Raw genomic sequence first — 26,489 nt, forward strand, 5'->3', positions numbered from 1 at the left:
ACCATGCCTGCGTTTCTGAGTGCTGCGTTGAAGCCTTTCGCGAGCTCTTTTCGCTGGCAGGGCCACGGCATCCTGGAGTGGACGCCACCAGAATCCTTGACCGCTACTCAAGAGATTTTTGTGATCAGCGCTGGCATTCACGGCAACGAAACGGCGCCCGTCGAGCTGCTCGACCAGCTCGTTGACGAGTTCGTACAGTCAGAAAAAGCGGCCGCGCCCTGTCTTTTCCTGCTCGGCAATCTGGAAGCCATGCAAACTCAGCAACGCTTTATAGGCACCAATCTCAACCGATTGTTCGGGCCGGACAGTGAGTCTGCGCCAATCGCCACCGGGAACACCGCAGCGGCACGTGAGCAGCATCGGGCGAGAACCCTGCAACTCGCAGTGCGCTGTTTTCAGGCTCGGCACTCCGACAGACTCATGATCCATCTGGATCTGCACACAGCGATCCGGCGCTCAGAGTTCACCCGGTTTGCCATTCTGCCACCAGAGAACGATCCATCTGAACGCTTACCTGATACAGCATTGCTGAATCCATTGCTGGTGGCTGCGGGTATGCAGGCCTGTGTCCGACATCAGGAGTCAGGATCCACTTTCAGTGGCTGGACTGCGAGAGAGTTCAGAGCTGTCTCAGCCACTCTGGAATTGGGACAGGTACAGGCATTTGGAGAAAATGATCTCAGCGTGCTGGATGAGATCAGGCAGACCATGAGCCTGTGTTGCAGTGCAGAGGCCAGACAGGGCCGCTCACTCGAGGAAGCCCTCGGAGAACACCCTGTGAGCGGTGAGATGATCAGTTTTGCAGTTCACCATGAGATCGTGAGACAGACCAGCGGATTTACACTGCACCTGGCCGATGATGTGGCCAATTTTCAACGCTTACCGGAGGGTATGCGCTTATACAGTGACGCCGACCAGCACTACGAAGTCGACCACCCTGAAGCCAGGATTCTGTTTCCGAATGCCAAAGTGGAAATAGGTCATCGCGCCGGACTGATTGTCATACCGGCAGATTCGGTTACTCGGCCAACACAGGCAAACTGAACCAGAACAGACTGCCGGACTCCGCATCAGAATTGTGCAGTTTCGCAGGCTGATAGCCAATTCGCCCCCCATGGGCCTGAACGATGTTCTGACACAATGTCAGGCCAATTCCCATCCCTGTCTTCTTGGTTGTGAAGAACGGGTTGAACAGGAATGGCTGGTTCTCTTCAGTGACGCCTGTACCACGGTCTTCTATCTCGAAATGGACGTGATTGTCGCCAGCCTTGTTGTGATAAACCCTGAAGAAGACACTATCCGATGCTGTGCTCAGGCTCGCTTCCATGGCGTTGCGCAAGAGGTTCAATGCCACCTGTTGTATCTGAATAGCCTCTACCCGCAGCTCAGGAAGCTTCGATTCGATATCTGTATTGAGGGTCATCGAATGCTGTTTGGCTTCAATGCCAGTGAGCTGAATGATGGCCTCTGCCAACTCAGTGGCCGATAAACGGGTCTTGCCTTCGGTCGGCTTGCGCACGAAATCCCTGATGTGTTGAATAACGTCGCTTGCCCGCAGGCTCTGCTGCTCTATTTTTTCCAGCGTTTCCGCAGCCGCCTCGAGCTCCTTGGTCGCCATCACCCGGTTCTTGAGCGATACCAATTGACGACTGGCCAACCTGGCGTAGTTCACAATTGCCGTTAGTGGCTGGTTCACTTCATGCGCAATACCCGCAGCCATCTCCCCCATGGTACTCAGGCGCGACACGTGAGTCAGCTGAGCCCGCTGCGCTTCCAGCTTCAAGCGGGCCTGCTCGAGTTCACGCTCCTGCGCCAGCTTGTCGGAGATATCACGGAACACGACAACCGCATGAGTTGAGCTGGCCGAGTCTGGAACGATGGTCAACTGAAAGGAGGCTGGGAAAAAACCACCAGCCGGCCGAAAAAACAGGGCTTGTTCGACTCGAATAGATTCATCGTCAGCCATCGCCTGTTCCACATGCCGGATCATCCGCTCATGGTCAAACTCGGTAGCGGCTCCGCTACTTTGTCCAGGCACAGCGCCTCGACCAGAAAACTGAAGCTCGACGAAACGCTGTCCCAGCAAGGTATCCACTTCGCATTGATTAGCCCGACAGGCTGCAGGATTGGCAAAGATGATCTGCCCACCCTTATCAAGGCCGTAAATACCCTCGCCCATTGCCCGAAGAATCGAGCTGTTGTCGATCAGCAGTTCCTTGTTTTGCTGTCCGAGCGCCTTTTCCAGGAGACGCAGTCGGAGGTGCGTATCGACGCGGGCGATAACCTCCTTGACCTGAAAGGGCTTGGATATATAGTCGACGCCGCCCAACTCAAAGCCGAGCACCTTGGCGTCGGTATCATCGAGGGCGGAAAGGAAAACCACCGAGACTGACTCGGTAAGTCCATTTTGCTGCAGACGCCGACAGACTTCGTAGCCATCCATTCCCGGCATCATGATGTCGAGCAGGATGAGCTCCGGCTGCATCTTCTGGGCAATGCTCAGGGCTTTGGCACCTGAATCGGCGACCAGCAGCTTGTAACCTCTGCCGTTCAGGGTTTCGTAGAGTATCTTGAGGTTGGCCGGGTTATCGTCGACCAGTAGTACCAGACCTCTGGTGGTGTCAGTCTTCACGTGCAGTCATGACCATCTGCACGAGCTGCGCCAGTGAATGTGTGCCCATTTTCTGCATCACGCGTGATCGGTGAATTTCCACTGTACGCTGGCTGATATTGAGGTCGATGGCGATGACCTTGTTGGCATTGCCGGCAATCATGAGGTCCATGATTTCTGTTTCGCGAGGGGTAAGCGATGCGATCTTTTTCTGCAGAAGGGTTTTTTCCTCGTTCTTGCCATGACCAGCCTGCTCGAGCCGGATTGCTTCCCTCACCTTGCTCAAAAGCTCTTCTTCCTGGTAAGGCTTCTGGATGAAGTCCAGCGCACCAGACTTGATGGCCTCAACGGCGAGAGGCACATCACCGTGACCGGTAACAAAGATGACCGGGAGGCGGCATTGGCGCTTGATGAGCTCACCATGAAGCTCCATACCGGACATGCCTGGCATTCTGATATCGAGAATGGCACAGCCTCGCAGTTGCTCCACCTTGAGCTTCAGAAAGTCGCTGGGGCTTGCGTAGGGGTCGGTGTCGTAGCCTTCAGCGCGTAGCAACAGGACCAGAGAATCACGAACTGCATCGTCATCTTCTACTACATACACTCTGACGGGTTCACCGCTCAGTCCCGGCCCGTTTGGACGTGATCCGCTCGGACTTCCACCATTCACACTGTCCTGTGCATTCGTGGCCATGTCATTTACTCTCCAGTAAGGTCTGCATATCGGGCACCAGCAACTGTGGATCTACCCGCGCTTTTTTCCAGTTCATTCGCCAATCGAGATGGGGACCTGTGACTCGGCCAGTCGCCCCAACCTCGGCGATAGGATCCCCCTGCTCGACTTGCTGCCCAACTTCGACCAGCACCTTGCTCAGATGCAGAAAGCTCGATGTAACGTCGTAGCCATGATTCATGATGACAGTGCCACCCGAATAGTAGAGATCAGGACTGGCAAGTACCACGACACCTGCGGCCGGCGCCTTCACGATAGTGCCAGTCGGTACGGCGACATCCACACCGAAATGCGGGCGGCTCGGGTTACCATTATACCAGCGCTGACTGCCGTAGACGCCACTGATGGGGCCAATAGTAGGCCATTCAAATTCGCTGAACACAGCGTCGTGCGATATGGCTATCAGTCGGGCATTGGCAACGAGGGTCACCTCCTGCCGAATGCGTTTGAGAACTTCTGGAGCAGGCGCCACGTACTTGTGTGCAATACCTTCGACCCGTTGCTCAGCATATGTTCTATCCGGCAATGAGAAACTGTATGAGCTCGTCTTGCCAGTCAGTTCGGTCAGCTCGAGGGTTTGCTTGCCGGGCGCGTCCCGATCAAAACCGAAGACGAAATGACCTGAGTCGCTGACCTTGAGCGCTGTTTCATTCAGTCTGACCTGGGCACCGGGGCTCACCTTTCCACGCACGAGGGCGCCTTGACGCAGCTGATCTCGAAGGCCGAAAACAGCGCGGACTTCCGAGTGAGCCGCCGCGGCGTCCAGATCTTTCGCCGTCGCCCGGCCGTTAGTAGCGGTCATTGCGAGTAGCGCGAGCGCCCCGATGGCCAGAAAGACGGTTCGAATGGGCATCAGATTCAGAAGAGATATAGGCATAATGGCTTGGAAAAGTGACTTCCTGTTGGGAAATAACGAGCTACAGCATATTGCATTGTCCGGCGGTGATGTTCAACTCTACACGGATGTTCTGGCCACCGCCGCAGCCGAGGCGGTGTATAGTCATTTGCGGGATGAACTGCATTGGCGTCAGGATCAAATCAGAATTCATGGCCGTGTTCTGAATATTCCCAGGCTCCAGGCCTGGTACGGCGAACCTCACTGCGTCTACACCTACTCTGGTACTACGCTCGCCCCACGCCCGATGCCGCACATGCTCCAGCAACTGGCTGCACTGAGTTCGGCGCTCAGCGGCAGTGACTTCAACTGCGTGCTCTGCAATCTGTACCGGGACGGAGAGGACAGCATGGGTTGGCATGCCGACAACGAGCCAGAACTTGGACCTGAACCTGTTATTGCCTCATGGTCCTTTGGCGCGATCAGGCGCTTTCACCTGAAACCGCTTCTACGCGCTGGCCGTTCCGCCCTGGCGCCACTGGATCCAGACGCTCGGGTTAGAATCGACCTCCCCCACAACTCGCTGCTGCTGATGCAGGGCGCGACGCAGCAGAACTGGCAACATCGTGTGTCGAAGTCCCGCCAGGTCGATACGCCACGCCTCAATCTGACATTTCGCTATATCGCTGAAGCAGACGCCGGTTCCGCATGAGTCTTTTCAATCTCGCGCATTTTAGCGATGCGATTGCGAACACGTTCATACACCTCCTCGTAACCCGGCACTGAGGTATCGCTAAGCAGTAACTCCAGCACATGCTCTACCCGGTCCACGGCATACACATGGAACTTGCCTTCCTTGCATGCGGCCAGTACTTCGTCGGCGAGCATCAGGTTACGCGCATTCTGTCGTGGAATAATGACGCCCTGCGAACCGGTGAGCCCCTGTAGCCGACAGGTATCGAAGAAGCCTTCGATCTTTTCGTTCACGCCGCCAATCGGCTGAGCATCACCGAACTGGTTCATGGAGCCGGTGATGGCCAGATCCTGTCTCACAGGCATGCCAGACATCGCGCTGATAAGTGCACAAAACTCAGCCATCGACGCACTGTCGCCGTCGACCTCATGATAGGACTGCTCGAAAGTGAGACTCGTCGACAGCGGTATCGGCCCGTCCTGGGCGAACAGCGTCGACAGGTAAGCCTTCAGTATCATCATGCCCTTGGAGTGGATGGCACCGGCCAGCTTGACGTCACGTTCGATGTCGACAATGCTGCCGTCGCCGAAATAGGTAGTCGCCGTCAGGCGTGAGGTCACACCAAATTCCTGGTCGCCAGTGGTCAATACCGAGAGTGCGTTCACCTGCCCCACGGTAGCGCCACGCGTGCTGAGCATGGTCGCCCCGTCGCGAATCCCCTCGAAAACCTGATCCCGGATTCGACCGGCGCGGTACTTTGCATTGATCAGCGCCTGCTTGACGTCCTCCAGGCCAATGACCTTGTGGCTCGCCCTCTGGGCGCAGTAATTCGCCTCGCGCAGTAAATTTGCCACGTCTGCGGCATGAAGGCTCAGCTTGTGCTGATGCGCAGCATCCCGGGCGCTCTGTTCAATGATTTTCATCACGGCTGGTCGATCGCAGTTGAGCAGACCTTTTTCTTTTATCAGCCCGGCGATGAAGCGGGCATATTGAAGTTGTGTTTCTTCGGTGCGGTCGATCTCGGTTTCGAAATCCGCCACGACCTTGAACAATTCGATGAAATCCGGATCGTAGCGCTGCAGCAGAAGATAGGTATCGCGATCGCCAAACAGGATGATTTTCAGGTCGGCAGGAATGGATTCGGGCTCAAGTGAAATGGTGCCAGAAATGGATATTTCCTTTTCCAGCGCATGAATACCGATTTTGCCGGAACGCATCAGACGCTTCAGTGCCTCCCAGACAAAAGGCTGCTCCAGCAGCTTGACTGCATCGATGAGCAGATAGCCACCGTTAGCCCGGTGAACGGAACCTGGCCGGATCAGTGTAAAATCGGTAAAGACCGTGCCCTTGAAAGTGATATTTTCTACCGCTCCGAAGAGGTTATGGTAGTTGGGATTGTCTTCTACCAGAATCGGCACGCTTTCATTCTTGTCATGATGGACGAAAGCATTAATTTGATAGCGTCTCGGCAGCTTGTTATCCATGGTGGCCGCGGCCAGGGCATTGGCCTCTTCCGAGTCGTCGAGAAACAGGTCGATATTTTTCAGGATGTCCTTTTGGATCGCATCGAGATGATCCACCACATCTTTTTGTTCGCGATAGGTCTCCTTCACGCTGTCAATGAGGTGCTGACTGACATTGAGGGCGACTTCTTCGTTGAGTTGTTGCTGGCGCTCTGCGTAGTCCTGCTCACGCGAAGCGAGTTGACGCAGCGTCTTTCTGAGCCGTTTTTCAAGTTTCACGATTTTCGCTTCAATCGCCAGCTGCGCCTCTTCCGACAGGGCTGAAAACACATCAGCAGACATCGGCTCGTCTCCGTCGGCAGCAACCAGCCGATAGCCGCCCGGCGTCGCGATTGTCAGCGATACCCCCTGACGTCGGGCTGAGCGTCCAATCGTCGATAGCGCTTTCTCCTGGCGCTGTGCCAACTCGTTCTTGAGCTTTTCGGATCGCTCAAAGTAAGACTCGTTCTCAAAGGCCTGGGGAATGTTCTTGTACAGACGATTCAATAACTGCTCGACATCGTTTTTCAGCTTCTGCCCCATGCCGACGGGCAATCTAAGTACACGCGGAACACGGGGATCTTCGAAACTGTTGACATAACACCAGTCACTCAGTTTCCCAGAACCTGCAGAGTGCTCAGCCAGATATCGCTCGATCATGGTTCGCTTGCCAAGACCACTACTGCCAACCGCGAAGATGTTATAGCCCGATTCCGCCATCGCGATGGCAAAAGAGAGCGCATCCTTTGCCCTGTCCTGCCCCAGAATGCCGTTCAGGCTGGCGAGTGACGCAGTCGTCTTGAAACGCAGCGATTTCGGATCGCAGGGCCTATACAAATCAGAGTGATCGAGGGATTTCGTATGCATATCTATCGGATGTACCACCAGAAAGAGAGATCATCGACGCAGGCTGAGCGCGGGCCTACCGGAATGCAAGGAAAATAGCAGCCATCAGACGGAGCCACAACCAGCCACTACTAAAGTATTTCGTTTTCATGCCGATATATATAATGAAACACCTGAAACCGCACCGCTCGCATTCTGCGTCGGTCTGACTGATACCGTGACAATAGGGGGTAGCCATGTTTCCAATAGATTCCCGCAACAAGCCCTCAGCGGCACCAGCGCCGACGCCAGATGCCTACAGAGTAAACAGGACGAAGCAGCCGCAGGAAGTCATACCTGTGGATACAGACGAGCCTGCTGAAGAAGAGCGTCGACGTCGCCCGGAGCGTCGATTCAATACGCGTCGCTATGAAGGCAAGGAGAGACGTCGGCGGGTTGATAGAAGACGCCCTGAACTACTGGACGCTCGCTATGGACGCCCGGAACGGCTGAATGACCGTCGGGGTGCCGAAATCGACGTGACTGTGTAATTTCACCCGCTCTGTCGGGAATCTTCGCATTCCTTTGTATTTTTTTGTAAACTCCATCCATCTTAAAGGCAGACGCTGGGGCGGCTTCAAACTTACATAATGCACGAATTCAATTTCAGGCAGCAGCTCGAACGACGCATCAAACGACGTCACGACACAGACGAATTACGGGTTATTGCTGCGCCGAAAGGGTTTTTCGGATTTTCGAAGCAGGCTCGTGAGGTCGACTGTTTTGACTTCAATCGTTATGGCATGGCAATTGGCTTTCCAGGAAAGCTGAAGGTCGGCGATCGTCTCAGTTTCAGTTTTACTGCCAAATATGTGAATGAAAAAGCGATTACTGGCAGAGTTGCAAATGTCGACAGCGACGCGGTGACCACGCATGGCGTCACGCGAGTCGGCATCACTTTTGACTGCTGGGCTTCTGAGAAGAATTATGATCGTGCTGTCGATAATGCATTGGCCCGTATCGAGCGTATCTTCAGCGAGAACAGTCAACAGACTGCGAAAACAGACATCTAGAAGGGCATTGCTCAGTCTTTGGCAGCCCAGCGTGCTGCGGCAAGCCCATCACTGTCTTTGGAAGCGACCCAACTCTGTCCGCTGGCGCTGATTTCTTTTTTCCAGAAAGGCGCTTCGGTTTTCAGACGGTCCATGATGTAGGCGCAGGCTTCAAAAGCAGCGTGTCGATGGGACGACGCCACCGAGACCACCACAACCACCTCACCCAGCTCAATTCGGCCGACGCGGTGGACAATGGCTATTGCCAGCAGTTGCCAACGCTCTGCAGCGTGTTCAGCAATCTCACGAAGCGAGCGCTCCGTCATTCCCGGATAATGTTCCAGTTCGAGCGCGATGACATTTCTGTCATCGCCGTACTCTCTCACCAGACCCTCAAAACTGCATATCGCGCCAAGCGAACTCGAGCCCTGATTCAAACCAGCCCTGAAGGACCTAGCCAGGGTAAGGTTATCAATAGGCGCGGGACCGAGTTCGACGCGAATATGCACGGCTTAACTCATTAACCAGCAGCTTCGGCTTCTACTTCGGGCACAGCTTTTGGACCAATGGGCTTCGGCAGCAACTTATCGCGAATCTTGCCTTCAATCTCAGCAAGCATTGTCGAATTTTCCTCAAGGAACTTGGCGGCATTGGCTTTGCCCTGACCAATCTTGTCGCCATTGTAGCTGTACCAGGCGCCTGCCTTGTCTACAAAACCTTCCTTCACGCCGAGATCAACCACCTCACCGGTGCGATAAATGCCACGGCCGTAAAGAATCTGGAACTCGGTCTGACGGAAAGGCGGGCTCACCTTGTTCTTGACGACCTTCACTCGCGTTTCGTTACCAACCACCTCATCGCCTTCCTTGACCGCGCCGATACGACGGATGTCCAGTCGAACGGAAGCGTAGAACTTCAGGGCATTGCCGCCTGTAGTCGTTTCAGGCGAACCAAACATCACACCGATCTTCATTCTGATCTGATTGATGAACACCATCAGCACGTTAGCCTGCTTGACGTTACCGGTCAGCTTTCGAAGGGCCTGGGACATCAGTCTGGCTTGCAGCCCGACGTGCGAGTCACCCATTTCACCTTCGATTTCAGCCTTGGGCGTGAGTGCCGCCACGGAGTCGATGACGATAACGTCTACGGCACCGGAGCGAACCAGCATATCGGCGATCTCGAGTGCCTGCTCGCCGGTGTCCGGCTGGGAGACCAGCAGATCATCGATATTGACATCCAGCTTCTCGGCATAAATTGGGTCGAGTGCATGCTCTGCATCGATGAAAGCGCAGGTCTTCCCTTTCTTCTGCGCTTCTGCAATCACCTGGAGCGTCAGCGTCGTCTTGCCTGAACTTTCAGGACCATAGACTTCAACAATACGTCCATAAGGCAGCCCACCTATACCGAGTGCAATATCGAGCCCGAGTGAGCCGGTAGACACTGCAGGCATCGCTTCCCTGGGCTTTTCACCCATACGCATGACCGCGCCTTTACCGTACTGTCGTTCGATCTGACTCAGCGCTGCGGTGAGCGCCTTCTTGCGATTATCATCCATTCTTGATTTCACCTTTGATTAATTGAGGTCGGTCAGCAGTGGGAGTTCAGTGCCCTCTGCAGACCAGACAGTAGCTGGCCGGTATGCCAACCATTCTGCGTCCATGCAGTTTGTCGCCTAAGCAATACTGTATAAAACAACAGCAGTATGTCACAAGATAAATCTGCCGTGCAAGCCTGCTGTATGGCTTTTGACCAAATTTTACTGATGCCTGGCAGTCACAATCCCGGCTCCAGATTCTGCAGCAGTCCATACAGCTTTGCCAGGCTGTAGGCGATGGTCTGCTCACGTACGGCCGCACGGTCGCCACTGAAGTGTCGCCGCTCAGTGACGGTATCACCCGGCAGATGCCACCCGAAGCAGACCGTACCAACCGGTTTATCCGCGCTGCCACCACCTGGACCAGCAATACCGCTCACTGCCAGGGCAATTTGTGCTCCAGCACACCTCGCGGCACCCAATGCCATGGCTCCCGCCACCGGCTCACTGACCGCCCCATGATCGAGTAGCAACTGCGCCGGCACCTCGAGCATGCGCTCTTTCGCTGCGTTGCTGTAAACAATGAAGCCCTGCTCGAACCAGGCAGAGCTGCCAGCAATGCTCGTCAGCGCATAGCCTATGCCGCCCGCTGTGCAGGACTCTGCGACGGTGACCTGCCACTGCAGCTTTTGCAAGCTCGCTCCGATCGAAACTAGCAACTCCAGTTCGGGAAGCTTTATACTCAGCCGCTGGGCAGCATCAGACAAATCGTTCTCCATGTATGCGGTCCTTCAGGAAGGTTCAGTGGCAAATGCCGTCACTTTTGGACATTCTGCCCTCGGCGTCCGCGCCGGTCAAAACACGCTCAGCCATATCCCGGACATTAATGACAACGACCACTCAGACAGTCTCGCACCATGAGTCAGACAGCTCATCAATGACAACGACCACTCAGACAGTCTCGCACCATGAGTCAGACAGCTCATCAATGACAACGACCACTCAGACAGTCTCGCACCATGAGTCAGACAGCTCATCGACGAATACAGCACATGGATCGGCCCTGTCGCAGCACACCCCGATGATGCAGCAATTTCTGCGCATAAAGGCAGAGCACCCCGATCAGTTCCTGTTCTACCGCATGGGTGATTTCTACGAACTCTTCTTCGATGATGCGTTGCAGGTATCAGCGCTGCTGGACATCACGCTTACGCACCGCGGGCAGTCAGCTGGCAAGCCAATCCCCATGGCTGGGGTTCCCTATCACGCCGCCGAGGCTTATCTGGCCAAGCTCGTGAAACTCGGGCACAGCGTTGTTATCTGTGAACAGGTCGGTACGCCCGGTGAAAGCAAGGGGCCGGTGGAGCGCAAGGTCGCACGAACGGTCACGCCAGGCACCTTGACGGATGATGCCTTTCTCGATGAGCGCAGCGATAACATCATCGTCGCAGTACACGCTGGTCCTGCTGCAAAAGGCAAGGAAGGACAGGCCGCCAGCCTCGTCTATGGTATCGCCATGCTTGATGTGAGCACTGCTCGCTTCAGCCTGCAGGAAGTCGACTCGCTGGTAGCGGTGGCCGATGAACTCGGTAGACTTCGACCCTCGGAACTTCTATTGAACGAAAGTGGAGCATTGGCTGAAGCTGGCGGTAGTCTGCTCCGACAACAGATTCTTCGAAGCACGGTGCGAAAGCTGCCTGAGTGGCACTTCGACAAAGCCACCTGCGAGCGTATTCTCTGTGAGCAGCTGGGCGTTCTCCACCTTGACGGCTACGGCTGCAGCGACAAACCGGCAGCTGTATCGGCTGCTGGCGCCCTTTTGCATTATGTTCGTGAAACGCAGCAGAACGCCCTGCCCCACATCTGCACACTGGTGACCGAGCGTCATGACGACGCCATCCTCATTGATGCCGCGACGCGGCGAAATCTCGAGATAGATCAGACCAGCGGCGGCGAGTTCCGTCACTCCCTGTGCTGGGCGCTCGATACGACCGCCGGCGTCATGGGCGCGAGGTTGCTGAAGCGGCTGCTGAACAGGCCGCTTCGTGATCCGGTAGCCATCGGCGAACGGCATGATGCTGTAGCGGCATTGATTGAACGCCTGCGCTTCGAGGCAGTTCGAGAGGTCCTGAAAGGCATCGGTGATATGGAGCGAGTGCTGACGCGAATTGCGCTTGGCTCAGCCAGGCCGAGAGACCTCGTCAGACTGCGTGATGCACTGGGCAGAATACCGGCCTTGCATGCCGCGCTCAGCTGGGCCGCGCTGCATGAGGGCGAGACTCCGTCGCTTCTGACAAGCCTCAAGGAAGCCGCAAGACCGCTACCCGATATGTGCGCACTGCTCGAGGCCGCCATAGAAGAAAACCCGCCAGTAGTCATTCGAGACGGTGGGGTTCTTCGTGACAGCTATGACGCAGAACTGGCCGAACTACGGGCTCTCGGCAATAACGCCAGCGATCAGCTACTGGCCATTGAGACGCGTGAACGTGAACGGACGAAACTGTCCAGCCTGAAAGTCGGTTATAACCGGGTTCATGGCTATTATATCGAGATGAGCCGATCACAAGCCGATCAAGCCCCCACTGATTATGTCCGCCGCCAGACGCTGAAGAATACCGAGCGTTTCATTACGCCCGAGCTCAAGCTCTTCGAAGACAAGGCTCTTGGGGCCAAGAGTAAGGCGCTCAGCCGGGAGAAAATGCTCTACGAATCGCTCATAGCAGAAGTGGCTACCCAGCTGCAGGTCCTGCAATCATGTGCTGCCGCGATTGCGATGATCGATGTGTTGGCTTGCTTCGCCGAGCGCGCGCATCAGCTGAATCTGGTCCGGCCCGGCTTCAGCGATACACAGCAGATCAACATTGATGCGGGCAGGCACCTGGTGGTAGAAGCGGTGTCGTCCGAAGCCTTTGTGCCAAACGGTATATCGCTGGATGCAGAGCGTTCGATGTGCATCATCACTGGCCCAAACATGGGCGGTAAATCGACATTTATGCGGCAGACCGCCCTGGTGGTCCTGCTCGCATGCTGTGGCTGTTTCGTACCAGCCCGCTCCGCCACGCTGGGCCCCATTGACCGTATATTTACCCGAATGGGCGCCTCTGACGATACCGCGTCCGGACGCTCGACTTTCATGGTCGAAATGACGGAGACCGCCAACATTCTCAATACGGCGACGACACAAAGCCTCGTGCTGCTCGATGAGATTGGGCGAGGCACGAGCACCTATGATGGTCTGGCCCTGGCCTGGGCCGTTATCGAGCATCTGCATGACAAGGTAGGCTGCCTGACGCTGTTCGCTACGCATTATTTCGAGCTCACAAAACTTGACCAGGCGCACAAGGGTATCCATAACCTGCATCTGGCTGCTGTCGAATATCGCGAGGATATCGTGTTTCAGCACAAGGTGCTCGAGGGCCCGGCCAGTCGCAGCTATGGCATTCAGGTGGCCAAGCTCGCCGGCGTGCCACCCGATGTGCTGGCCTTCGCACGAACCCGCCTCAAGGCGCTTGAAGAGCAGGGCCACCACAACTCCGCCGGTCCTGATGTCTGGCAGCACGAGCTCTTTCCCTCGTCAGATTCGGACAAATTGGCTTCGGTCGAGATGGAGCCGAATGAGGATTCCGGACATGTCGAAGCCGAATCGCATCGAGTAGCGCTAGAAGCGATGCTCGATGCCACCGATCCTGATGAACTATCGCCCAAAGAGGCGCTCGCCCTCGTCTATGCCATGAAAAGCCTGAAGAGCGACTGCCTTGAGCGTCCAAATCATCTACAATAGCCGCAATTCCGTTTTTGAAACTTAAGTCTCTTTACTGAGGGCTCTACCAATGACATTTGTTGTGACCGAAAACTGCATCAAGTGCAAATATACAGACTGCGTTGAGGTCTGCCCTGTCGACTGCTTCTACGAGGGCCCGAATTTTCTGGTCATCGATCCTGATGAGTGCATCGACTGTGCACTGTGCGAGCCTGAGTGTCCGGCCAACGCTATCTTTTCCGAAGATGAAGTGCCCGATGACCAGAAGGAGTTTCTCGAGATTAACGCCGAGCTCGCGTCCAAGTGGGATAACATTACCGAAAAGAAGGATCCCCTGCCCGATGCTGAAGAGTGGGACGGCAAGCCGAACAAGAAGCCACTACTCGAACGTTAGAGGAGACACAAATGTTTAGAGCCATAGTCATCGAAAAGCACGACGATTCGACCTCGGCCTCAGTCGCCTCGGTGGACGAGAAAGATCTACCGGCTGGAGAAGTGGTCGTCGATATTGACTATTCGACTCTGAACTACAAGGACGCGCTGGCCATTACCGGTCAGGCGCCCGTCGTCAGGCACTTCCCGATGGTGGCCGGTATTGACTTTGCCGGGACCGTGGCGGCGAGCGACTCTGATCGCTTCAAGCCTGGGGCCAAGGTCGTGCTCAACGGTTGGGGCGTGGGTGAGTCGCACTGGGGAGGACTGGCCCAGAAGGCCCGCGTCAAGGCCGACTGGCTTATCCCGCTCCCTGATGCGCTGAGCACATTCGATGCCATGGCCTGCGGCACTGCGGGCTATACTGCCATGCTGTGCGTTCAGGCGCTGGAAGCACAGGGTGTGACACCGGACGACGGCGAAATTGTCGTTACCGGAGCCTCTGGTGGCGTCGGCAGCGTGGCGGTATTTCTGTTGGCCAACCGTGGCTATCGTGTCGTAGCCGTAACTGGGCGCATGCAGGAGGCCGACTACCTGCGGTCGCTTGGCGCTACGGAAGTCCTGGACCGTTCCGCATTTTCTGAGAAGGGCCGGCCTTTAGCCCGCGAGCGCTGGGCGGGCGCGGTAGATGTAGCCGGCAGCCACACCCTCGCCAACGTCTGCGCCTCAACGAAATACCTGGGTACGGTCACCTGTTGTGGACTTGCTCAAGGTATGGATTTCCCGGCATCGGTCGCTCCGTTCATACTGCGGGGCGTCAAATTGATCGGCATCGATAGTGTCAACTGTCCGGCTGCTATCCGAGAGAAAGCCTGGGCCGCCCTGGCCAGCGAATGGACACCGGATCTGCTGAAATCGGTAACCAATACCACGACCCTTGATGAGACAGTCGAGGCAGCCGAACGCTTGCTGAATGGCGAAATCAGAGGCCGCCTCGTCATCGATGTCAACGACGGCTAAGGGACCGCTCAGGCCACTACTGAGACATTGAGCAACTTTCTGATTGGCGCAAATGAGCGCCGATGCAGTGGGCATATCCCATGTTGCGTCAGCGCTTTCATATGTTGCGCTGTGGGATATCCCATGTGTCTTTCGAAGCCGTACTGCGGATACTCCAGAGCTGCTCTGCACATCTGATCGTCCCTGTGCACCTTGGCCAGTATTGAAGCTGCTCCGATGGCCTGAATACTATCATCGCCGCCCACTACCGCGGTCGCTGGAAGCGTGAGCTTCGGTAGTCGATTGCCGTCTACGAAGGCATGCTCGATACTGCCTAGCAGGTCTGGCGGTAAGGCCGCCAGCGCTCGTTCCATGGCCAGCATACTGGCGTAAAGAATGTTTATTCGATCTATTTCTTCAATATTGGCCTCGCCTATCGCAAAGCCGACGGCGCTCATTCGGATATCACTGCAGAGCAGCACGCGGTTCTTTGCACTGAGCTTCTTGGAGTCACGCACGCCAACGATGTGCTGCGATTCGTACATGACCACGGCTGCTGCCACGACAGAGCCTGCTAGCGGCCCGCGACCAACCTCATCGAGTCCTACTATCAATCTACCCATCAGCCCGTTCGTCCCTGACCTTGTCCAATATCTGAGCCCTTATGGCCTTTGCAGCGCGCTCACTGGCGTTGCGGTGAATTAACTCATGCAGACCTGCGAAGCGCTGCGTAAGGGCCGCCGCTCGAGCCGGTTCGGTTTCCTTCAGCAGCGCTTCAGCGATTCGCTCGGGTGTTACATCATCCTGAATAAGCTCAGGCACGAGCGCTTCATCCGCCAGCAGGTTCGGCAAGGCAATGTATTTCGACTTCATCAGCCGCTTCATGATCCAGTAGGTGGGCCTCGCCAGACGATAGGCGACCACCATGGGGCGACCGACCAACATAGCCTCGAGACTTGCCGTGCCCGAAGCGAGGATCACACCGTCGGCTGCCTGCATGGCCATTCTGGCCTGTCCCTGGAGTACACGAACGGAATTGTCCGCTGTCAGATCAGGACAGTCGGTGAGCAGGTGGTTCAGCTGTGCTTCACGCAGTTCGCTGGATGCTGGCACCAGAAATACGGCGCCTGGCTGCTGTTGCTTGAGAAGTCGGGCTGCCTGGAAAAACAACTTCCCTAGACGACTCACTTCGCTGCCCCGGGAGCCAGGCAAGATCGCATACACCGGCGCTGAGTGATCTTTTGCAAGCCCGAGGTGCCCACGCGCGGGCGCCTTATCAAGCCCTAGTGGTATCTCGTCAGCCAGCGGATGTCCGACGAACGCGACGGGCACCCGCCAATGTTCATAGAAATCGGCTTCGAACGGCAGCAGCGTCAGCATGAGATCGACAGAGCGTTTTATGCCGTGAATTCGACCCTGACGCCATGCCCAGACGGATGGACTGACGTAGTGCACCGTGGGGATCCCCGCCATTTTCAACTTGCTCGCCAGTCTGAGATTGAAGTCCGGGGCATCGATACCGATGAAAACGTCGGCTTTCCAGCCCACGAAATAGGCAAGCAACCTGGCCCTGAGCTCAAAGAGCTGGGGCAAGCTATCAAGCACTTCGACCAGCCCCATGATCGACAGATGCTCCATGGGAAACAAGGATTCGCAACCTGCCCCCTGCATGAGCGGCCCACCCATGCCACCAAACTCCGCATCCGGATATTGCGCACGCAAGGCATGAATCAAACCCGCACCGAGAAGATCTCCGGAAGCCTCACCGGCGACTATGGCGACTCTCACAAAGACCCCTTCATGGTCAGATCACCCGTCTAGCGAACGATGCCGCGTGTGGCGCGCTTCAGACTTGAAATGAATACCTTTAGTTCCGCAGACTCGTTGTCTGCATCGAGTTGATCAATCTCTTCGATCGCCTGCTCGAATGTAAGTCCAGCTCGGTAGAGCGTCTTGTAGGCCTTGCGTAAAAGCGCAACGGATTCGGCACTGACATCGCGCCGACGCAGGCCTTCGGTATTAAGCCCGTGAGCCGTAGCAGACTGCCCTCCAGCCATGACGTAGGCCGGCACATCCTTGAGTACGATACTTCCACCAGCGCACATGCTTTGAGTACCAATATGACAGAACTGATGCACCAGTGTACCGCCACCCAGAATCGCAAAATCGTCGACGCGTACGTGCCCGGCTATCGTGGCAAGATTGGCGAGGATGGTGCCGTTACCTACGATACAGTCATGAGCGACATGGGATGAGGCCATGAAAAGATTGCCATTGCCAATCGTGGTTTCGCCCCGATCCTGGACAGTACCGCGATGAATGCTGCAGTTTTCGCGGACGATGTTGTCGTCGCCCATGACCAGACGGGTCGGTTCGCCATTGTATTTCTTATCCTGGCAGTCCTCACCTACGCTGGCGAACTGATAAATATGATTATTACGGCCGATGACAGAGGGGCCACGAATAACGACATGAGAGGCAACAACTGTTCCGGCACCAATTTCAACATCGGGTCCGATAACGGTAAAGGGCCCAACACTGACACTCGGATGAATCCGGGCAGATGGGCTGACAATTGCCTGCTCATGTATTGTCATGTCAGTTTTCTCTCCGCTGTCAGTATTTCAGCACTACACACCAGGACACCACCGACGTCAGAGGTGCAGTGAAACTTCCATATGCCGCGACGATCCGTGACGTAGCTGGCGTGCAGGTTCAATTGGTCGCCTGGCACTACCGGCTTCTTGAAGCGAACCTTGTCGGTACCGGCCAGGTAATAGGTTACCCCGTCAGCAGGCTTCTGGTTGGTCGTCAGAAACCCAAGAATTCCAGCCACCTGCGCCATCGCCTCAACGATGAGGACACCAGGCATGATGGCGTAATCAGGAAAATGTCCCTGAAAATACGGCTCATTATGGGTAACGTTCTTGAGGCCCGAAATCGTTTTACCGAGTTCATAGCTCGTGACTCTGTCCACGAGCAAAAACGGGTAGCGATGCGGAAGGTACTCGCGGATATCAACATTTTCCATGTCAGTTACTCTGCCTTTGCGTCACGGTCCGCTATCGCTGCTCAATGCGCTCACGAAGGTCACGGACTTCTTTCTCGAGATTGATCAGCGTTCTGATGTAGCCGTCCAGTTGACGGAAGCGAGCCACATTTCGTCGCCAGTTGGAATTGGGCTCGACAGCGGTTCCGGAAGAATAAACACCCGGGCTGCTGATGTCCTTGGTCACCAGCGTCATGCCGGTGATGTTGACCTGATCACAAATCGTCAGATGGCCGGCTATGCCTACGCCGCCGCCGATCATGCAGTGTTTACCCACTCGCGTGCTGCCAGCTATTCCAACGCAGGCTGCAAGAACGGTGTGGTCACCAATTTCGACGTTATGGGCAATCTGGATCTGATTGTCCAGTTTTACACCATCGCCAATAACGGTATCATCCAGGGCGCCCCGGTCAATCGTGGTACCGGCACCTATCTCGACATCGGAACCAATCCTGACGCCACCAAGCTGCTCGATCTTGATGAATCCATCCCGGTGCGGCGCGAAGCCGAAGCCATCGGAGCCGACGGTGCAATGACTATGAATAATGCTCCTGTCGCCGATAATGACATCGTGATAAATGCTCGCCTGGGGATAAATCAGCACATTCCTGCCGATACGACTGCGCGAACCCACTGACGTACCGGCTGCAATGCGTGCACCGTCACCTATCTGCACGCCGCTACCAATCACGACATTCGGCCCGATACAGACGCCCTGCCCAAGCCGGGCATCGCTGGCTATATGTGCGCTAGGGTGGATGTTCTGAATGAACGCATCAGCACCCTCCCCTGAAGCCTTCGCCGTCTGGTCGCCGAACAATAGTTCGGTTTTATCGTGACTGAACAGATGGGTCAGTTTTGCGTAGGCTGAATAGGGGTCCGGGGTAATGAAACATGGCACTGGACTATCTTCGGCGTGCTGTGGCTTCAGGATCACCGCGATGGCGCCAGTAGCCCTGAGTTGTGCAAGGTACTGATCGCTGGCGAGAAATGCGACCTGTTGTGAGCCGGCTCTGGCCAATGTAGCCAGACCCGTCACAGGACTCGACAGTAATGCAGGCGCTGTATCGTCTCCCTCGGCGCCTGATACTGAAGCAGGCGTAAGGGTGATTCCAAGATGATCAGCAACGTCAGACAAGGTAACCGTCATACGCAATGAACCGCTAGTCAGTCTGACAGGCTAAAGCCTGCGAATGCATATGAGCCTACTGCTTGTTGAGTTCTTCGATCAACTTGTCAGTGATATCCAGTGCAGGCGCCGAAAAGACAGCAACAGTTTTCGGGAGAACCAGGTCCAGATCATTATCTGCAGCCAATTTCTTGATCGCTGCATCGACCTTGGGCTTCGACTGATTGACGAACAGCTCTTCACGCTTGGCGACAGAATTCTGGAACTTGTTTTTCAGGAAATTGAACTCCTGAACCTTCTCTTCAAGCTCAGCTTGCGCCTTTTCCTTTTCGCTCTCGCTCATGATTGCGCCGTCTTTTTGCAGCCGCTGCTGCAGCTTCTGCGCCTCTTCGCCCACCTTGCGAATACGGGCATCATCATCGGCGAAATCCTTCTCCATCTGGGTAGAAAAGGATTTTGCTGACTCCGAACCCAGCAGGGCCGCCCTCAGGTCAATGATGCCGATCTGCATTTCTGCAGTGGCGAACCCTGCAACGGACAATAATGAGCAGGTGAGAACAAGTCTTTTTAAAAACATACAGCTACCTTCTTTGAATATGAAGTTGTCACTGACTGATAATGGCAGAAAGTGTACCCCTTTCCCAAGCGCGGGGCTATGTCCTGTGAAATCAAACTCATAGAGTCTGGCCAAGCAGGAACTGGAAGAACTGCGGTCGATCACCGTCCTGGTCGTTGATCGCCCGAGCAACACTGAAACTGAGGGGCCCGATCGGCGTTATCCACGACAGCGAAAGACCTGCAGCGAATCTTAACTCATCAAATTCTGGGTCGAAGCTACGATCCGTATCAAACACATTCCCGCCGTCCAGAAAGATCGCTGACCTGACCTGCGAGCGATCTTCGAGAAATATGAAAGGGACGATGAGTTCAAGCGACCCTTCGATTTGAAGATTGCCGCCAAATGGATCCGCACGGCCAATAGCGCCCTCAGGTGGTGTGCTCTTCGCGCCAAGAGAGTTCGGCCTGTACCCCCGCACCGACCCGATGCCGCCGCCGTAATAGTGTTCGAAGAAAGGCAGGTCATCTACATCGCCAAAACCTGCGCCGTAGCGAACGTCACCCCTGGTTCTGAACACCCATTCGTGATCGTCGCTGAGCGGAAAATAGGCATTGGTGCCGTAGCCAGTCTTATAGAAGGTAAAGTCGCTTACTTCTGGCAGGATCACGCGGAGACTCACACGTTGTGACGTACCTGAGGTCGGGAAGAGCCCCCTGTTCAGGGTCGATCTTCGCCATTGAGCAGTCACGTCGAAGAAGTCGTAGCTGTCACCGAACTCCTCGAGGAAGCTCGCAATCTCGATGACAGGGCGATCAACCTGGATTCTGGTATGGGTATACCCAACGCCGAAATTCAGCCGCGAATAACGATCTATCGGGTAACCGAAGTTGACTCCGCCGCCAACACTGTCTTCGATGTAGGACGTGAGCTCCGTATTGCTGCCACTGAGATCGGTCTCCCGGTAAAAGAGGTTGAAACCACGGCTGACACCATCAACGGTATAGTAGGGATTGGTGTAGTTGAAATTGGCGCTGCGGACGGTATCGCTTCGGTTCACGCCAAAAGATACCTGCCGACCGGTACCGAGGAAATTATTCTCGGACACGCTGGCACCGAGCACCAGGCCACTGGTGCTATAGCCCAGACTTGCCGAAAGGCTGCCGGTTGACTGTTCTTCGACTGAGTAATTGACGTCGATCTGATCATCAGTACCGGGCACCAGAGGCGTTTCGACAGAGACTGTCTTGAAAAAGCCGAGACGTTCGAGACGGGATTTCGAGGATTCTATGAGGTCAGTCGAGGCCGCTGCTGCTTCCATCTGCATCATTTCCTGGCGCAGGACTTCATCGCTCGTGGTGATGTTGCCACGGAAGTTGATCCGCCTGACATAGGTCCGTCGCCCAGGCTCCACGAAGAAGGTAACCGAGGCTGTATTGTCATCGTGAGGCTCCGGTATGGCGTTGACATCGGCAAAGGTGTAGCCGTCGTTGCCGAGCCTCTTGGCAATAATGTCCGAGGTATAAGTCAACAATTGTCTGGAGAATACATCACCCTCCTTGATCACAATCAGCTTACGCAGTTCCTCTTCGTCAATCTTGAGATCGCCGCGAAGCGCAATATCCTTTATGGTAAATCGCTCACCCTCGTCAACGTTGACGGTGATGTACACATTTTCCCGGTCTCTGGACACCGATACCTGCGTACTTTCAATGCTGAACTTGATGAAACCACGGTCAAGATAATAAGACGTGATTTTTTCGATATCGCCGTTGAGCTTCTGCTTGCTGTACTTATCACTGCCAAAGATAGACGCCCAGAAACCAGTGGTTTCAAGTTCCATCAACGCTCGCAAAGTGTCGTCATCATAGGTCTTGTTACCGACGAAATTGATGTGGGCAATCGACGACACGGGCCCTTCCTTGATCTTGATATCGATGCGGACACGGTTCCGTTCCTGGTCCGTGATACCGGCATCGACCGAGGCGTTGTAGCGTCCCTGTGCAATATAGCTCTGAAGAATCTCCAGCTCGATTCGCTCAAGCGTGGAGCGCTGAAGCACTTCGCCTTCGGCAAGGCCGTTGGACTTCAACCCTTCGAGCAGATCTTCAGAAGGCAGATTCTGGTTACCTTCAATTTCAATCTTGCTAATCGAAGGCCGCTCTTCAACCTTCAGAACGAGAACATCGGTATCCCGAAACACCTTGATATCAGTGAAGAGGCCCGTGGCGAAAAGACTCCGAGTGGCGTCAGCGAGCTGTTCAGGCGTGAACTCACGTCCAACCTGCAAGGGAAAGGCACTGAAGACACTGCCAGCGGAAACCCGCTGTAGTCCCTCAACCCTGACGTCCTTGACAACGAAGGTCTCGATAGCGGCGACAGAAGTTGCTGCGAGAACCAGCGCACAAAAAGATAGAAAACGAAAAAATCTCATGAATAGAGGCTTACATTGTTTTGAGGGTCGGGACAGATTCTCAACACAGGTCGATAGTCGTCCTGCGGATCGGTCGCTTGAGCGCCTATCAATCGGTTTAACAATTAATCATAGACGGGCGAAGTCATTGAATATCGCCAGCAGCATGACACCGCCGAGCAACATCATGCCAAGGCGGATACCCGCCATCTGGATACTTTCCGGCAGTGGTTTTCCACGAACGAGCTCTGCAAAATAATACAACAGGTGTCCGCCATCAAGTACCGGCACCGGTAACAGATTAAGCACACCCAGCATTATACTCAGGTGCGCCAGAAAGCTGATAAAAGCTTCCGAGCCGAATCCAGCGGACTGACCAGCAGCCTTGGCTATGGTAATCGGTCCGCCGAGGTTGTCTGGAGAAATTGCACCGACCACCAACTTCTTCAAGGAAGTCAAAATCATCGCAGCCATGTCGCCGGTTTTGACGACCGACTCCCAGAGCGCTTCGACGGGCCCGTAGCTGATCTCCATCAACTTGTCGGCAGGCCATTCAGGTACATCGACGCTGGCGCCGATGAAGCCCTGACTTGCACCGTTAACGGCGCGGGACTCCGGAACCAGCGTTGCCTGAATGGTTTCAGCGCTGTCCAGTCGGCGATACTCGATGTCCAGCGGCTTCTCGGGCGAAGCCTGTATAAACTCCACCAACGCATCCCAGGTTTGCACCTCGACGCCGTTCACGCCAGTGATCAGATCGCCAGCTGCCAGACCAGCCTGCTCGGCCCGCCCACCTTCAACTACGGTCTCAATTCTTGGCGTGATAGCGGGACGCCAGGGCGAGATGCCAAGTGCCTGCATTGGGTTTGGATCACGCTGCCCACTCAGCCAGTTGGTAATGGGCAGATTGAACTCTCGTGCCGTTCCATCCTCATCGAGCGTCGCCAGCCTGATGCTACCGCTGTCGCCAAGGCGATCGATGAGCTGAAGATTCACTTCAGTCCAGTCGGAGGTCGCATTGCCGTCGACGCCTACGATGGTGAGTTCGGGAGTCACGCCGCTTTCTGCGGCAACGGAGTCTTCCGCGATCTGGCCAGTCAGCGGCTTGACCGCCTGAACACCGACAACGAACACCACCCAGTACACGAGAATGGCGAAGAGAAAATTGGCAAGAGGACCCGCCGCGGCTATGGCAATACGCTGCTGTACCGGCTTGCGATTGAAGCTCTGCTCGAGTTCATCCTCATCGACTGGCCCTTCCCGTTCATCAAGCATCTTGACGTAACCGCCAAGTGGAATGGCTGCGATAACGTATTCAGTGCCAGTTGCGCCGATCCGTTTCCAGATAGGTCGACCGAAGCCAACGGAAAAACGAAGCACCTTCACGCCACAGCGTCTGGCCACCCAGAAATGGCCGAACTCGTGGATGGTCACAAGGATTCCCAGTGTGACAATCAGTGCAAGTGCGTTCTGAATGAAGGGCATACGTTGGAGAACCTGAATCCTGCTTGCTAAGAGAATCTACGCACGAGTTCTTCTGCGCAGACACGACTCCTGGCGTCGGCCTCGACGATAGCCTCCAGAGTCGAAGCTTCATGGATGATACATGAATCAAGACTCGCCTGTATTACTTTTGAGATATCCAGGAAGCCGATCTGCCCGTCAATAAAGGCCTGGACAGCCACTTCGTTGGCGGCATTCAACACAGCCGGAGCGGCACCGCCGGCCTCGAAGGCCTCCCCTGCCAGACGCAGGCAGGGAAAGGCCACAAGATCCGGCGCTTCGAAATGCAGGCCATTCAGAGCGAACAGGTCCAGTCTGGCGGACCGGCTTCCGATTCGTCTGGGCCACCCGAGCGCAGAGGCGATGGGCGTCTTCATATCCGGCGCGCCAAGTTGTGCCAGCACTGAACCGTCGATGAACTCCACCATCGAATGAATGATCGATTCGGGATGGATGACAACATTGATCTGCTTCGGTCTGAGATCGAAAAGCCAGCAGGCTTCGATAAGCTCCAGTCCCTTGTTCATGAGGCTTGCCGAATCTATCGATATCTTCTGCCCCATCTGCCAATTGGGATGCTTGCAGGCCTCCTCTGGCGTCACCTTCGATAGACTGTCCCTCGACCGCCCCCTGAACGGGCCACCAGAGGCGGTGAGATGTACGCGAGAGATGCCGTCCCACAAAGTGTCGGCGGCAGCTGCGTCTGGTAAATGCTGAAGGGCTGACTTGCAGGCTACAGCCTGCTGCAGGCGATCTGGCAAACATTGGAAGATGGCATTGTGTTCACTGTCGATCGGCAGCAGGGTGGCGCCATGCCTCAGGACGGTGTCCATGAGCACGGCGCCACTCATGACCAAGGCTTCCTTGTTCGCCAGAAGAATGCGCTTGCCATGTCGGGCCGCTGCGAAAACGGATGCCAGCCCTGCAGCACCAACGATCCCGGCCACCACCACGTCGACTTCAGCCATGGACACCAGCTGATCGAGAGCGTCGGCACCCTGAATGATGTCCGTGCCAGCCTCATCGGCGACTCGCCTGAGCGCTTCGAATGCCTCTGCATCCATCGCTTCCCGATTGTTATCACTTACAACTGCGATTCGGGGCCTGAACTCGCTGATAATCCCTGCAAGAACCTGAAGGTTCTTATGCGCCGTGACCGCAAAAAGAACGAAAGACTCGGGATTTTCTCGAATGACGTCGAGTGTGCTACAACCTATTGAGCCACTGGCACCGAGTAGTGCCACACGCTTCCGCTGACTCATTGGGCACCACCAGTCATGTCTGTGCCGCCAGCCAGCCGCTCAACAACATGACACACATGAACACAGGCGCTGCCGCCGTCACACTATCGATACGGTCCATGATGCCGCCATGTCCAGGCAATAGCTTGCCACTGTCCTTGACGCCAGCCACCCGCTTGAGCAGGCTTTCAGTAAGATCTCCAACAACAGAAAGCGCTGCCGCGAACAGTGTCACGAGCGTGAGCCATATAAACGCTGACGGTCCTGCCCCGCTATACAATGCCACGCCTACCGGGAGCACAAGTACCGCCAGCAGCCCGCCAATCAGGCCCTCGATGGACTTGCCTGGGCTCACTCGAGGGGCAAGCTTGCGCTTGCCGAAACGCTTGCCGGAAAAATAGGCGCCTATATCTGCTATCCAGACGATGACGAAAATATAGAAAATGAGCCAGGCACCCGACACGCTCGGCATGCCCTCGATCGAACTCACGCGAGCCTGCATGAGCGCCGCCCAGGCCGGGACCAGGATCAGAACACCAGCGAGCATGCGTAGCCCTGGTCTGTTCCATAAGCCCACGCCCGACGGATACATCTTGACGAGCACTGTGCAGGCGAGCCACCAGAGCAGACCCGCCGCCAGTACCAGGGAGATGGGCACGAATCGCAGACAGTAGATGAGTGCGAGCACCAGCAACACATACAGCGCCTTATGCAAAGGCTGACTGAGCCCGGACATAGCCCCCAGCTCCCAGGCGCCCAGCGCAAAAATAAGCGCCAGAAAAAGTGCAAACTGGCCAGGCGTGGTCGCAAAGAGACCCAGACCGAATACGGTCACCAGCACCAAGGCGGTGATGACCCGCTGTTTCAACATCGCTATGCTCCCTGCAGGCGGTTCAGAAATCGATCCGCCGCGCTATTTGATCGTCGGTTTGGCCAAAACGGCGAACGCGCTGACTATAGGCGGTCAACGCAGCACGCATCTGCTCTGTCTTGAAGTCTGGCCAGAAGACCGTACTGAAATAAAATTCGGAGTAGGCCATCTGCCATAACATGAAATTGCTAATTCGCTGCTCATTCGCCGTTCTTATACAGAGATCAGGCGGTGGCACCTCACCAAGATACAAATGCTGCTGAATAAGATCTTCAGTGATATCCCGAGGCTCCAGATTGCCATCCCTGACCTGCTGCGCAATTTGGCGAACGCTGTGAGCAATGTCCGCACGGCCGCCATAATTGGCTGCTATGATCAGCGTCATCGCAGTATTGTCAGCCGTCAACTCTTCAGCTTCAGCCATGCTGGCCTGAAGTACTGTCGAGAATGCTGAGCGGTCGCCCATGATGCGCAGCCTGATCTTGTTGCGGTGAAGCTTGCGCACTTCGCGCTTCAAGGCAATTAGAAAAAGACGCATCAGGGCATTCACCTCGTCTTCCGGTCGGCGCCAGTTCTCGCTACTGAAAGCAAAGAGCGTGAGATAGCGGACGCCAGCCTGGGCGCAGGTCTGGACGCAGGCGCGAACTGACTCTACACCGGCTTTATGACCAGCGATTCCAGGAAGCTTCCGGGCTTTGGCCCATCGATTATTGCCATCCATAATAATGGCGACGTGCTCTGGCGGCCCACCAGAGTTGAGGGGTATTCCAGCTGATCCCATAATTCACTTCAGTCAGGGCCCGAGGA

25 protein-coding genes are annotated in these 26,489 nt (G+C 55.6%); 7 read left to right on the forward strand and 18 right to left on the reverse strand.

Features of this window, described 5'->3' with window-relative positions; all coding sequences use genetic code 11:
- Positions 1 to 3 precede the first annotated feature (3 nt).
- The gene (locus ABD735_RS14245; protein ID WP_344807565.1) at positions 4 to 1,044 is read left to right on the forward strand and encodes a succinylglutamate desuccinylase; all 1,041 of its coding nucleotides are present in this window, start codon (positions 4 to 6) and stop codon (positions 1,042 to 1,044) included.
- On the opposite strand, the gene ABD735_RS14250 is transcribed toward ABD735_RS14245, so the two are convergent.
- The 3 genes from ABD735_RS14250 to ABD735_RS14260 are packed head-to-tail and all read right to left on the reverse strand — an operon-like array spanning position 1,019 to position 4,197.
- Entirely contained in the window at positions 1,019 to 2,632 is a 1,614-nt protein-coding gene (locus tag ABD735_RS14250) for a response regulator (protein ID WP_344807567.1), read from the reverse strand. The two genes, ABD735_RS14245 and ABD735_RS14250, sit on opposite strands and share 26 nt — an antisense overlap.
- Positions 2,622 to 3,305, reverse strand: coding sequence for a response regulator transcription factor (locus ABD735_RS14255; protein ID WP_344807568.1), 684 nt, complete (start codon positions 3,303 to 3,305; stop codon positions 2,622 to 2,624). The genes ABD735_RS14250 and ABD735_RS14255 overlap by 11 nt, the downstream gene beginning before the upstream one ends.
- Before the next feature lies 1 nt (position 3,306).
- On the reverse strand, positions 3,307 to 4,197 hold the full coding sequence (locus ABD735_RS14260; RefSeq protein WP_344807570.1) for a M23 family metallopeptidase: 891 nt from the start codon (positions 4,195 to 4,197) through the stop codon (positions 3,307 to 3,309).
- Positions 4,198 to 4,222: 25 nt separating this feature from the next.
- Here ABD735_RS14260 and ABD735_RS14265 point away from each other — a divergent pair, with 25 nt between their 5' ends.
- Entirely contained in the window at positions 4,223 to 4,891 is a 669-nt protein-coding gene (locus ABD735_RS14265) for an alpha-ketoglutarate-dependent dioxygenase AlkB family protein (protein WP_344807572.1), read from the forward strand.
- Here the strand turns inward: ABD735_RS14265 and ABD735_RS14270 are convergent.
- Positions 4,858 to 7,242, reverse strand: a complete 2,385-nt coding sequence (locus ABD735_RS14270) for a Lon protease family protein (RefSeq protein WP_344807574.1) — start codon at positions 7,240 to 7,242, stop codon at positions 4,858 to 4,860. The genes ABD735_RS14265 and ABD735_RS14270 overlap by 34 nt on opposite strands.
- A 215-nt stretch (positions 7,243 to 7,457) precedes the next feature.
- Here ABD735_RS14270 and ABD735_RS14275 point away from each other — a divergent pair, with 215 nt between their 5' ends.
- The gene (locus ABD735_RS14275) at positions 7,458 to 7,751 is read left to right on the forward strand and encodes a hypothetical protein (RefSeq protein ID WP_344807576.1); all 294 of its coding nucleotides are present in this window, start codon (positions 7,458 to 7,460) and stop codon (positions 7,749 to 7,751) included.
- Positions 7,752 to 7,850: 99 nt separating this feature from the next.
- Positions 7,851 to 8,273, forward strand: coding sequence for a hypothetical protein (locus tag ABD735_RS14280; RefSeq protein WP_344807578.1), 423 nt, complete (start codon positions 7,851 to 7,853; stop codon positions 8,271 to 8,273).
- A gap of 11 nt (positions 8,274 to 8,284) precedes the next feature.
- Here the strand turns inward: ABD735_RS14280 and ABD735_RS14285 are convergent, their stop codons facing one another.
- From ABD735_RS14285 to ABD735_RS14295, 3 genes are all read right to left on the reverse strand, one after another.
- Positions 8,285 to 8,761 (reverse strand): molybdenum cofactor biosynthesis protein MoaE, encoded by a 477-nt coding sequence (locus tag ABD735_RS14285; protein WP_344807580.1) that lies wholly within the window; start codon positions 8,759 to 8,761, stop codon positions 8,285 to 8,287.
- A gap of 11 nt (positions 8,762 to 8,772) precedes the next feature.
- Positions 8,773 to 9,810, reverse strand: a complete 1,038-nt coding sequence (gene recA, locus ABD735_RS14290; RefSeq protein WP_344807582.1) for a recombinase RecA — start codon at positions 9,808 to 9,810, stop codon at positions 8,773 to 8,775.
- A gap of 218 nt (positions 9,811 to 10,028) precedes the next feature.
- Complete coding sequence (locus ABD735_RS14295) at positions 10,029 to 10,568, reverse strand: CinA family protein (RefSeq protein ID WP_344807584.1); 540 nt, start codon at positions 10,566 to 10,568, stop codon at positions 10,029 to 10,031.
- Positions 10,569 to 10,777: 209 nt separating this feature from the next.
- Between ABD735_RS14295 and mutS the strand changes: the two genes are divergently transcribed.
- Genes mutS through acuI form a run of 3 tightly spaced genes read left to right on the forward strand, consistent with a single transcriptional unit; the run spans position 10,778 to position 14,941 of the window.
- Positions 10,778 to 13,570 carry a DNA mismatch repair protein MutS gene (mutS, locus tag ABD735_RS14300; protein ID WP_344807585.1) on the forward strand — a complete coding sequence of 931 codons (2,793 nt, stop codon included), beginning with the start codon at positions 10,778 to 10,780 and terminating at the stop codon, positions 13,568 to 13,570.
- 49 nt (positions 13,571 to 13,619) lie between these two features.
- A complete protein-coding gene (fdxA, locus tag ABD735_RS14305) occupies positions 13,620 to 13,943 on the forward strand; it encodes a ferredoxin FdxA (protein ID WP_344807587.1) in 324 nt (107 codons plus the stop codon).
- Between the two features lie 11 nt (positions 13,944 to 13,954).
- Positions 13,955 to 14,941: an acrylyl-CoA reductase (NADPH) gene (gene acuI, locus ABD735_RS14310; RefSeq protein WP_344807589.1), complete on the forward strand. Its 987-nt coding sequence runs from the start codon at positions 13,955 to 13,957 to the stop codon at positions 14,939 to 14,941.
- 8 nt (positions 14,942 to 14,949) lie between these two features.
- On the opposite strand, the gene ABD735_RS14315 is transcribed toward acuI, so the two are convergent.
- From ABD735_RS14315 to uppS, 11 genes are all read right to left on the reverse strand, one after another.
- Positions 14,950 to 15,543, reverse strand: coding sequence for a ribonuclease HII (locus ABD735_RS14315; protein WP_344807591.1), 594 nt, complete (start codon positions 15,541 to 15,543; stop codon positions 14,950 to 14,952).
- A complete protein-coding gene (gene lpxB / locus ABD735_RS14320; RefSeq protein WP_344807593.1) occupies positions 15,536 to 16,708 on the reverse strand; it encodes a lipid-A-disaccharide synthase in 1,173 nt (390 codons plus the stop codon). Before lpxB ends, ABD735_RS14315 begins: the two co-directional genes overlap by 8 nt.
- 29 nt (positions 16,709 to 16,737) lie before the next feature.
- Positions 16,738 to 17,517, reverse strand: coding sequence for an acyl-ACP--UDP-N-acetylglucosamine O-acyltransferase (lpxA, locus tag ABD735_RS14325; protein ID WP_344807595.1), 780 nt, complete (start codon positions 17,515 to 17,517; stop codon positions 16,738 to 16,740).
- Positions 17,514 to 17,951 carry a 3-hydroxyacyl-ACP dehydratase FabZ gene (gene fabZ, locus ABD735_RS14330; RefSeq protein ID WP_344807597.1) on the reverse strand — a complete coding sequence of 146 codons (438 nt, stop codon included), beginning with the start codon at positions 17,949 to 17,951 and terminating at the stop codon, positions 17,514 to 17,516. Before fabZ ends, lpxA begins: the two co-directional genes overlap by 4 nt.
- 31 nt (positions 17,952 to 17,982) lie before the next feature.
- Positions 17,983 to 19,119, reverse strand: a complete 1,137-nt coding sequence (lpxD, locus tag ABD735_RS14335) for a UDP-3-O-(3-hydroxymyristoyl)glucosamine N-acyltransferase (RefSeq protein ID WP_344807599.1) — start codon at positions 19,117 to 19,119, stop codon at positions 17,983 to 17,985.
- A gap of 55 nt (positions 19,120 to 19,174) precedes the next feature.
- Positions 19,175 to 19,675 carry an OmpH/Skp family outer membrane protein gene (locus ABD735_RS14340; RefSeq protein WP_344807600.1) on the reverse strand — a complete coding sequence of 167 codons (501 nt, stop codon included), beginning with the start codon at positions 19,673 to 19,675 and terminating at the stop codon, positions 19,175 to 19,177.
- Positions 19,676 to 19,772: 97 nt separating this feature from the next.
- Positions 19,773 to 22,088, reverse strand: a complete 2,316-nt coding sequence (gene bamA / locus ABD735_RS14345; protein ID WP_344807602.1) for an outer membrane protein assembly factor BamA — start codon at positions 22,086 to 22,088, stop codon at positions 19,773 to 19,775.
- Between the two features lie 108 nt (positions 22,089 to 22,196).
- Complete coding sequence (rseP, locus tag ABD735_RS14350) at positions 22,197 to 23,552, reverse strand: RIP metalloprotease RseP (RefSeq protein WP_344807604.1); 1,356 nt, start codon at positions 23,550 to 23,552, stop codon at positions 22,197 to 22,199.
- 26 nt (positions 23,553 to 23,578) lie between these two features.
- Positions 23,579 to 24,832, reverse strand: coding sequence for a 1-deoxy-D-xylulose-5-phosphate reductoisomerase (locus ABD735_RS14355; RefSeq protein WP_344807606.1), 1,254 nt, complete (start codon positions 24,830 to 24,832; stop codon positions 23,579 to 23,581).
- Positions 24,833 to 24,845: 13 nt separating this feature from the next.
- On the reverse strand, positions 24,846 to 25,682 hold the full coding sequence (locus ABD735_RS14360) for a phosphatidate cytidylyltransferase (protein ID WP_344807608.1): 837 nt from the start codon (positions 25,680 to 25,682) through the stop codon (positions 24,846 to 24,848).
- A 22-nt stretch (positions 25,683 to 25,704) separates the two neighbouring features.
- On the reverse strand, positions 25,705 to 26,463 hold the full coding sequence (gene uppS, locus ABD735_RS14365) for an undecaprenyl pyrophosphate synthase (protein ID WP_344807609.1): 759 nt from the start codon (positions 26,461 to 26,463) through the stop codon (positions 25,705 to 25,707).
- Positions 26,464 to 26,489: the final 26 nt, after the last annotated feature.

Origin of the sequence: Allohahella marinimesophila (genome assembly GCF_039538005.1) — a bacterium.
In the GTDB taxonomy this organism is placed as follows: Bacteria; Pseudomonadota; Gammaproteobacteria; order Pseudomonadales; family Oleiphilaceae; genus Allohahella; species Allohahella marinimesophila.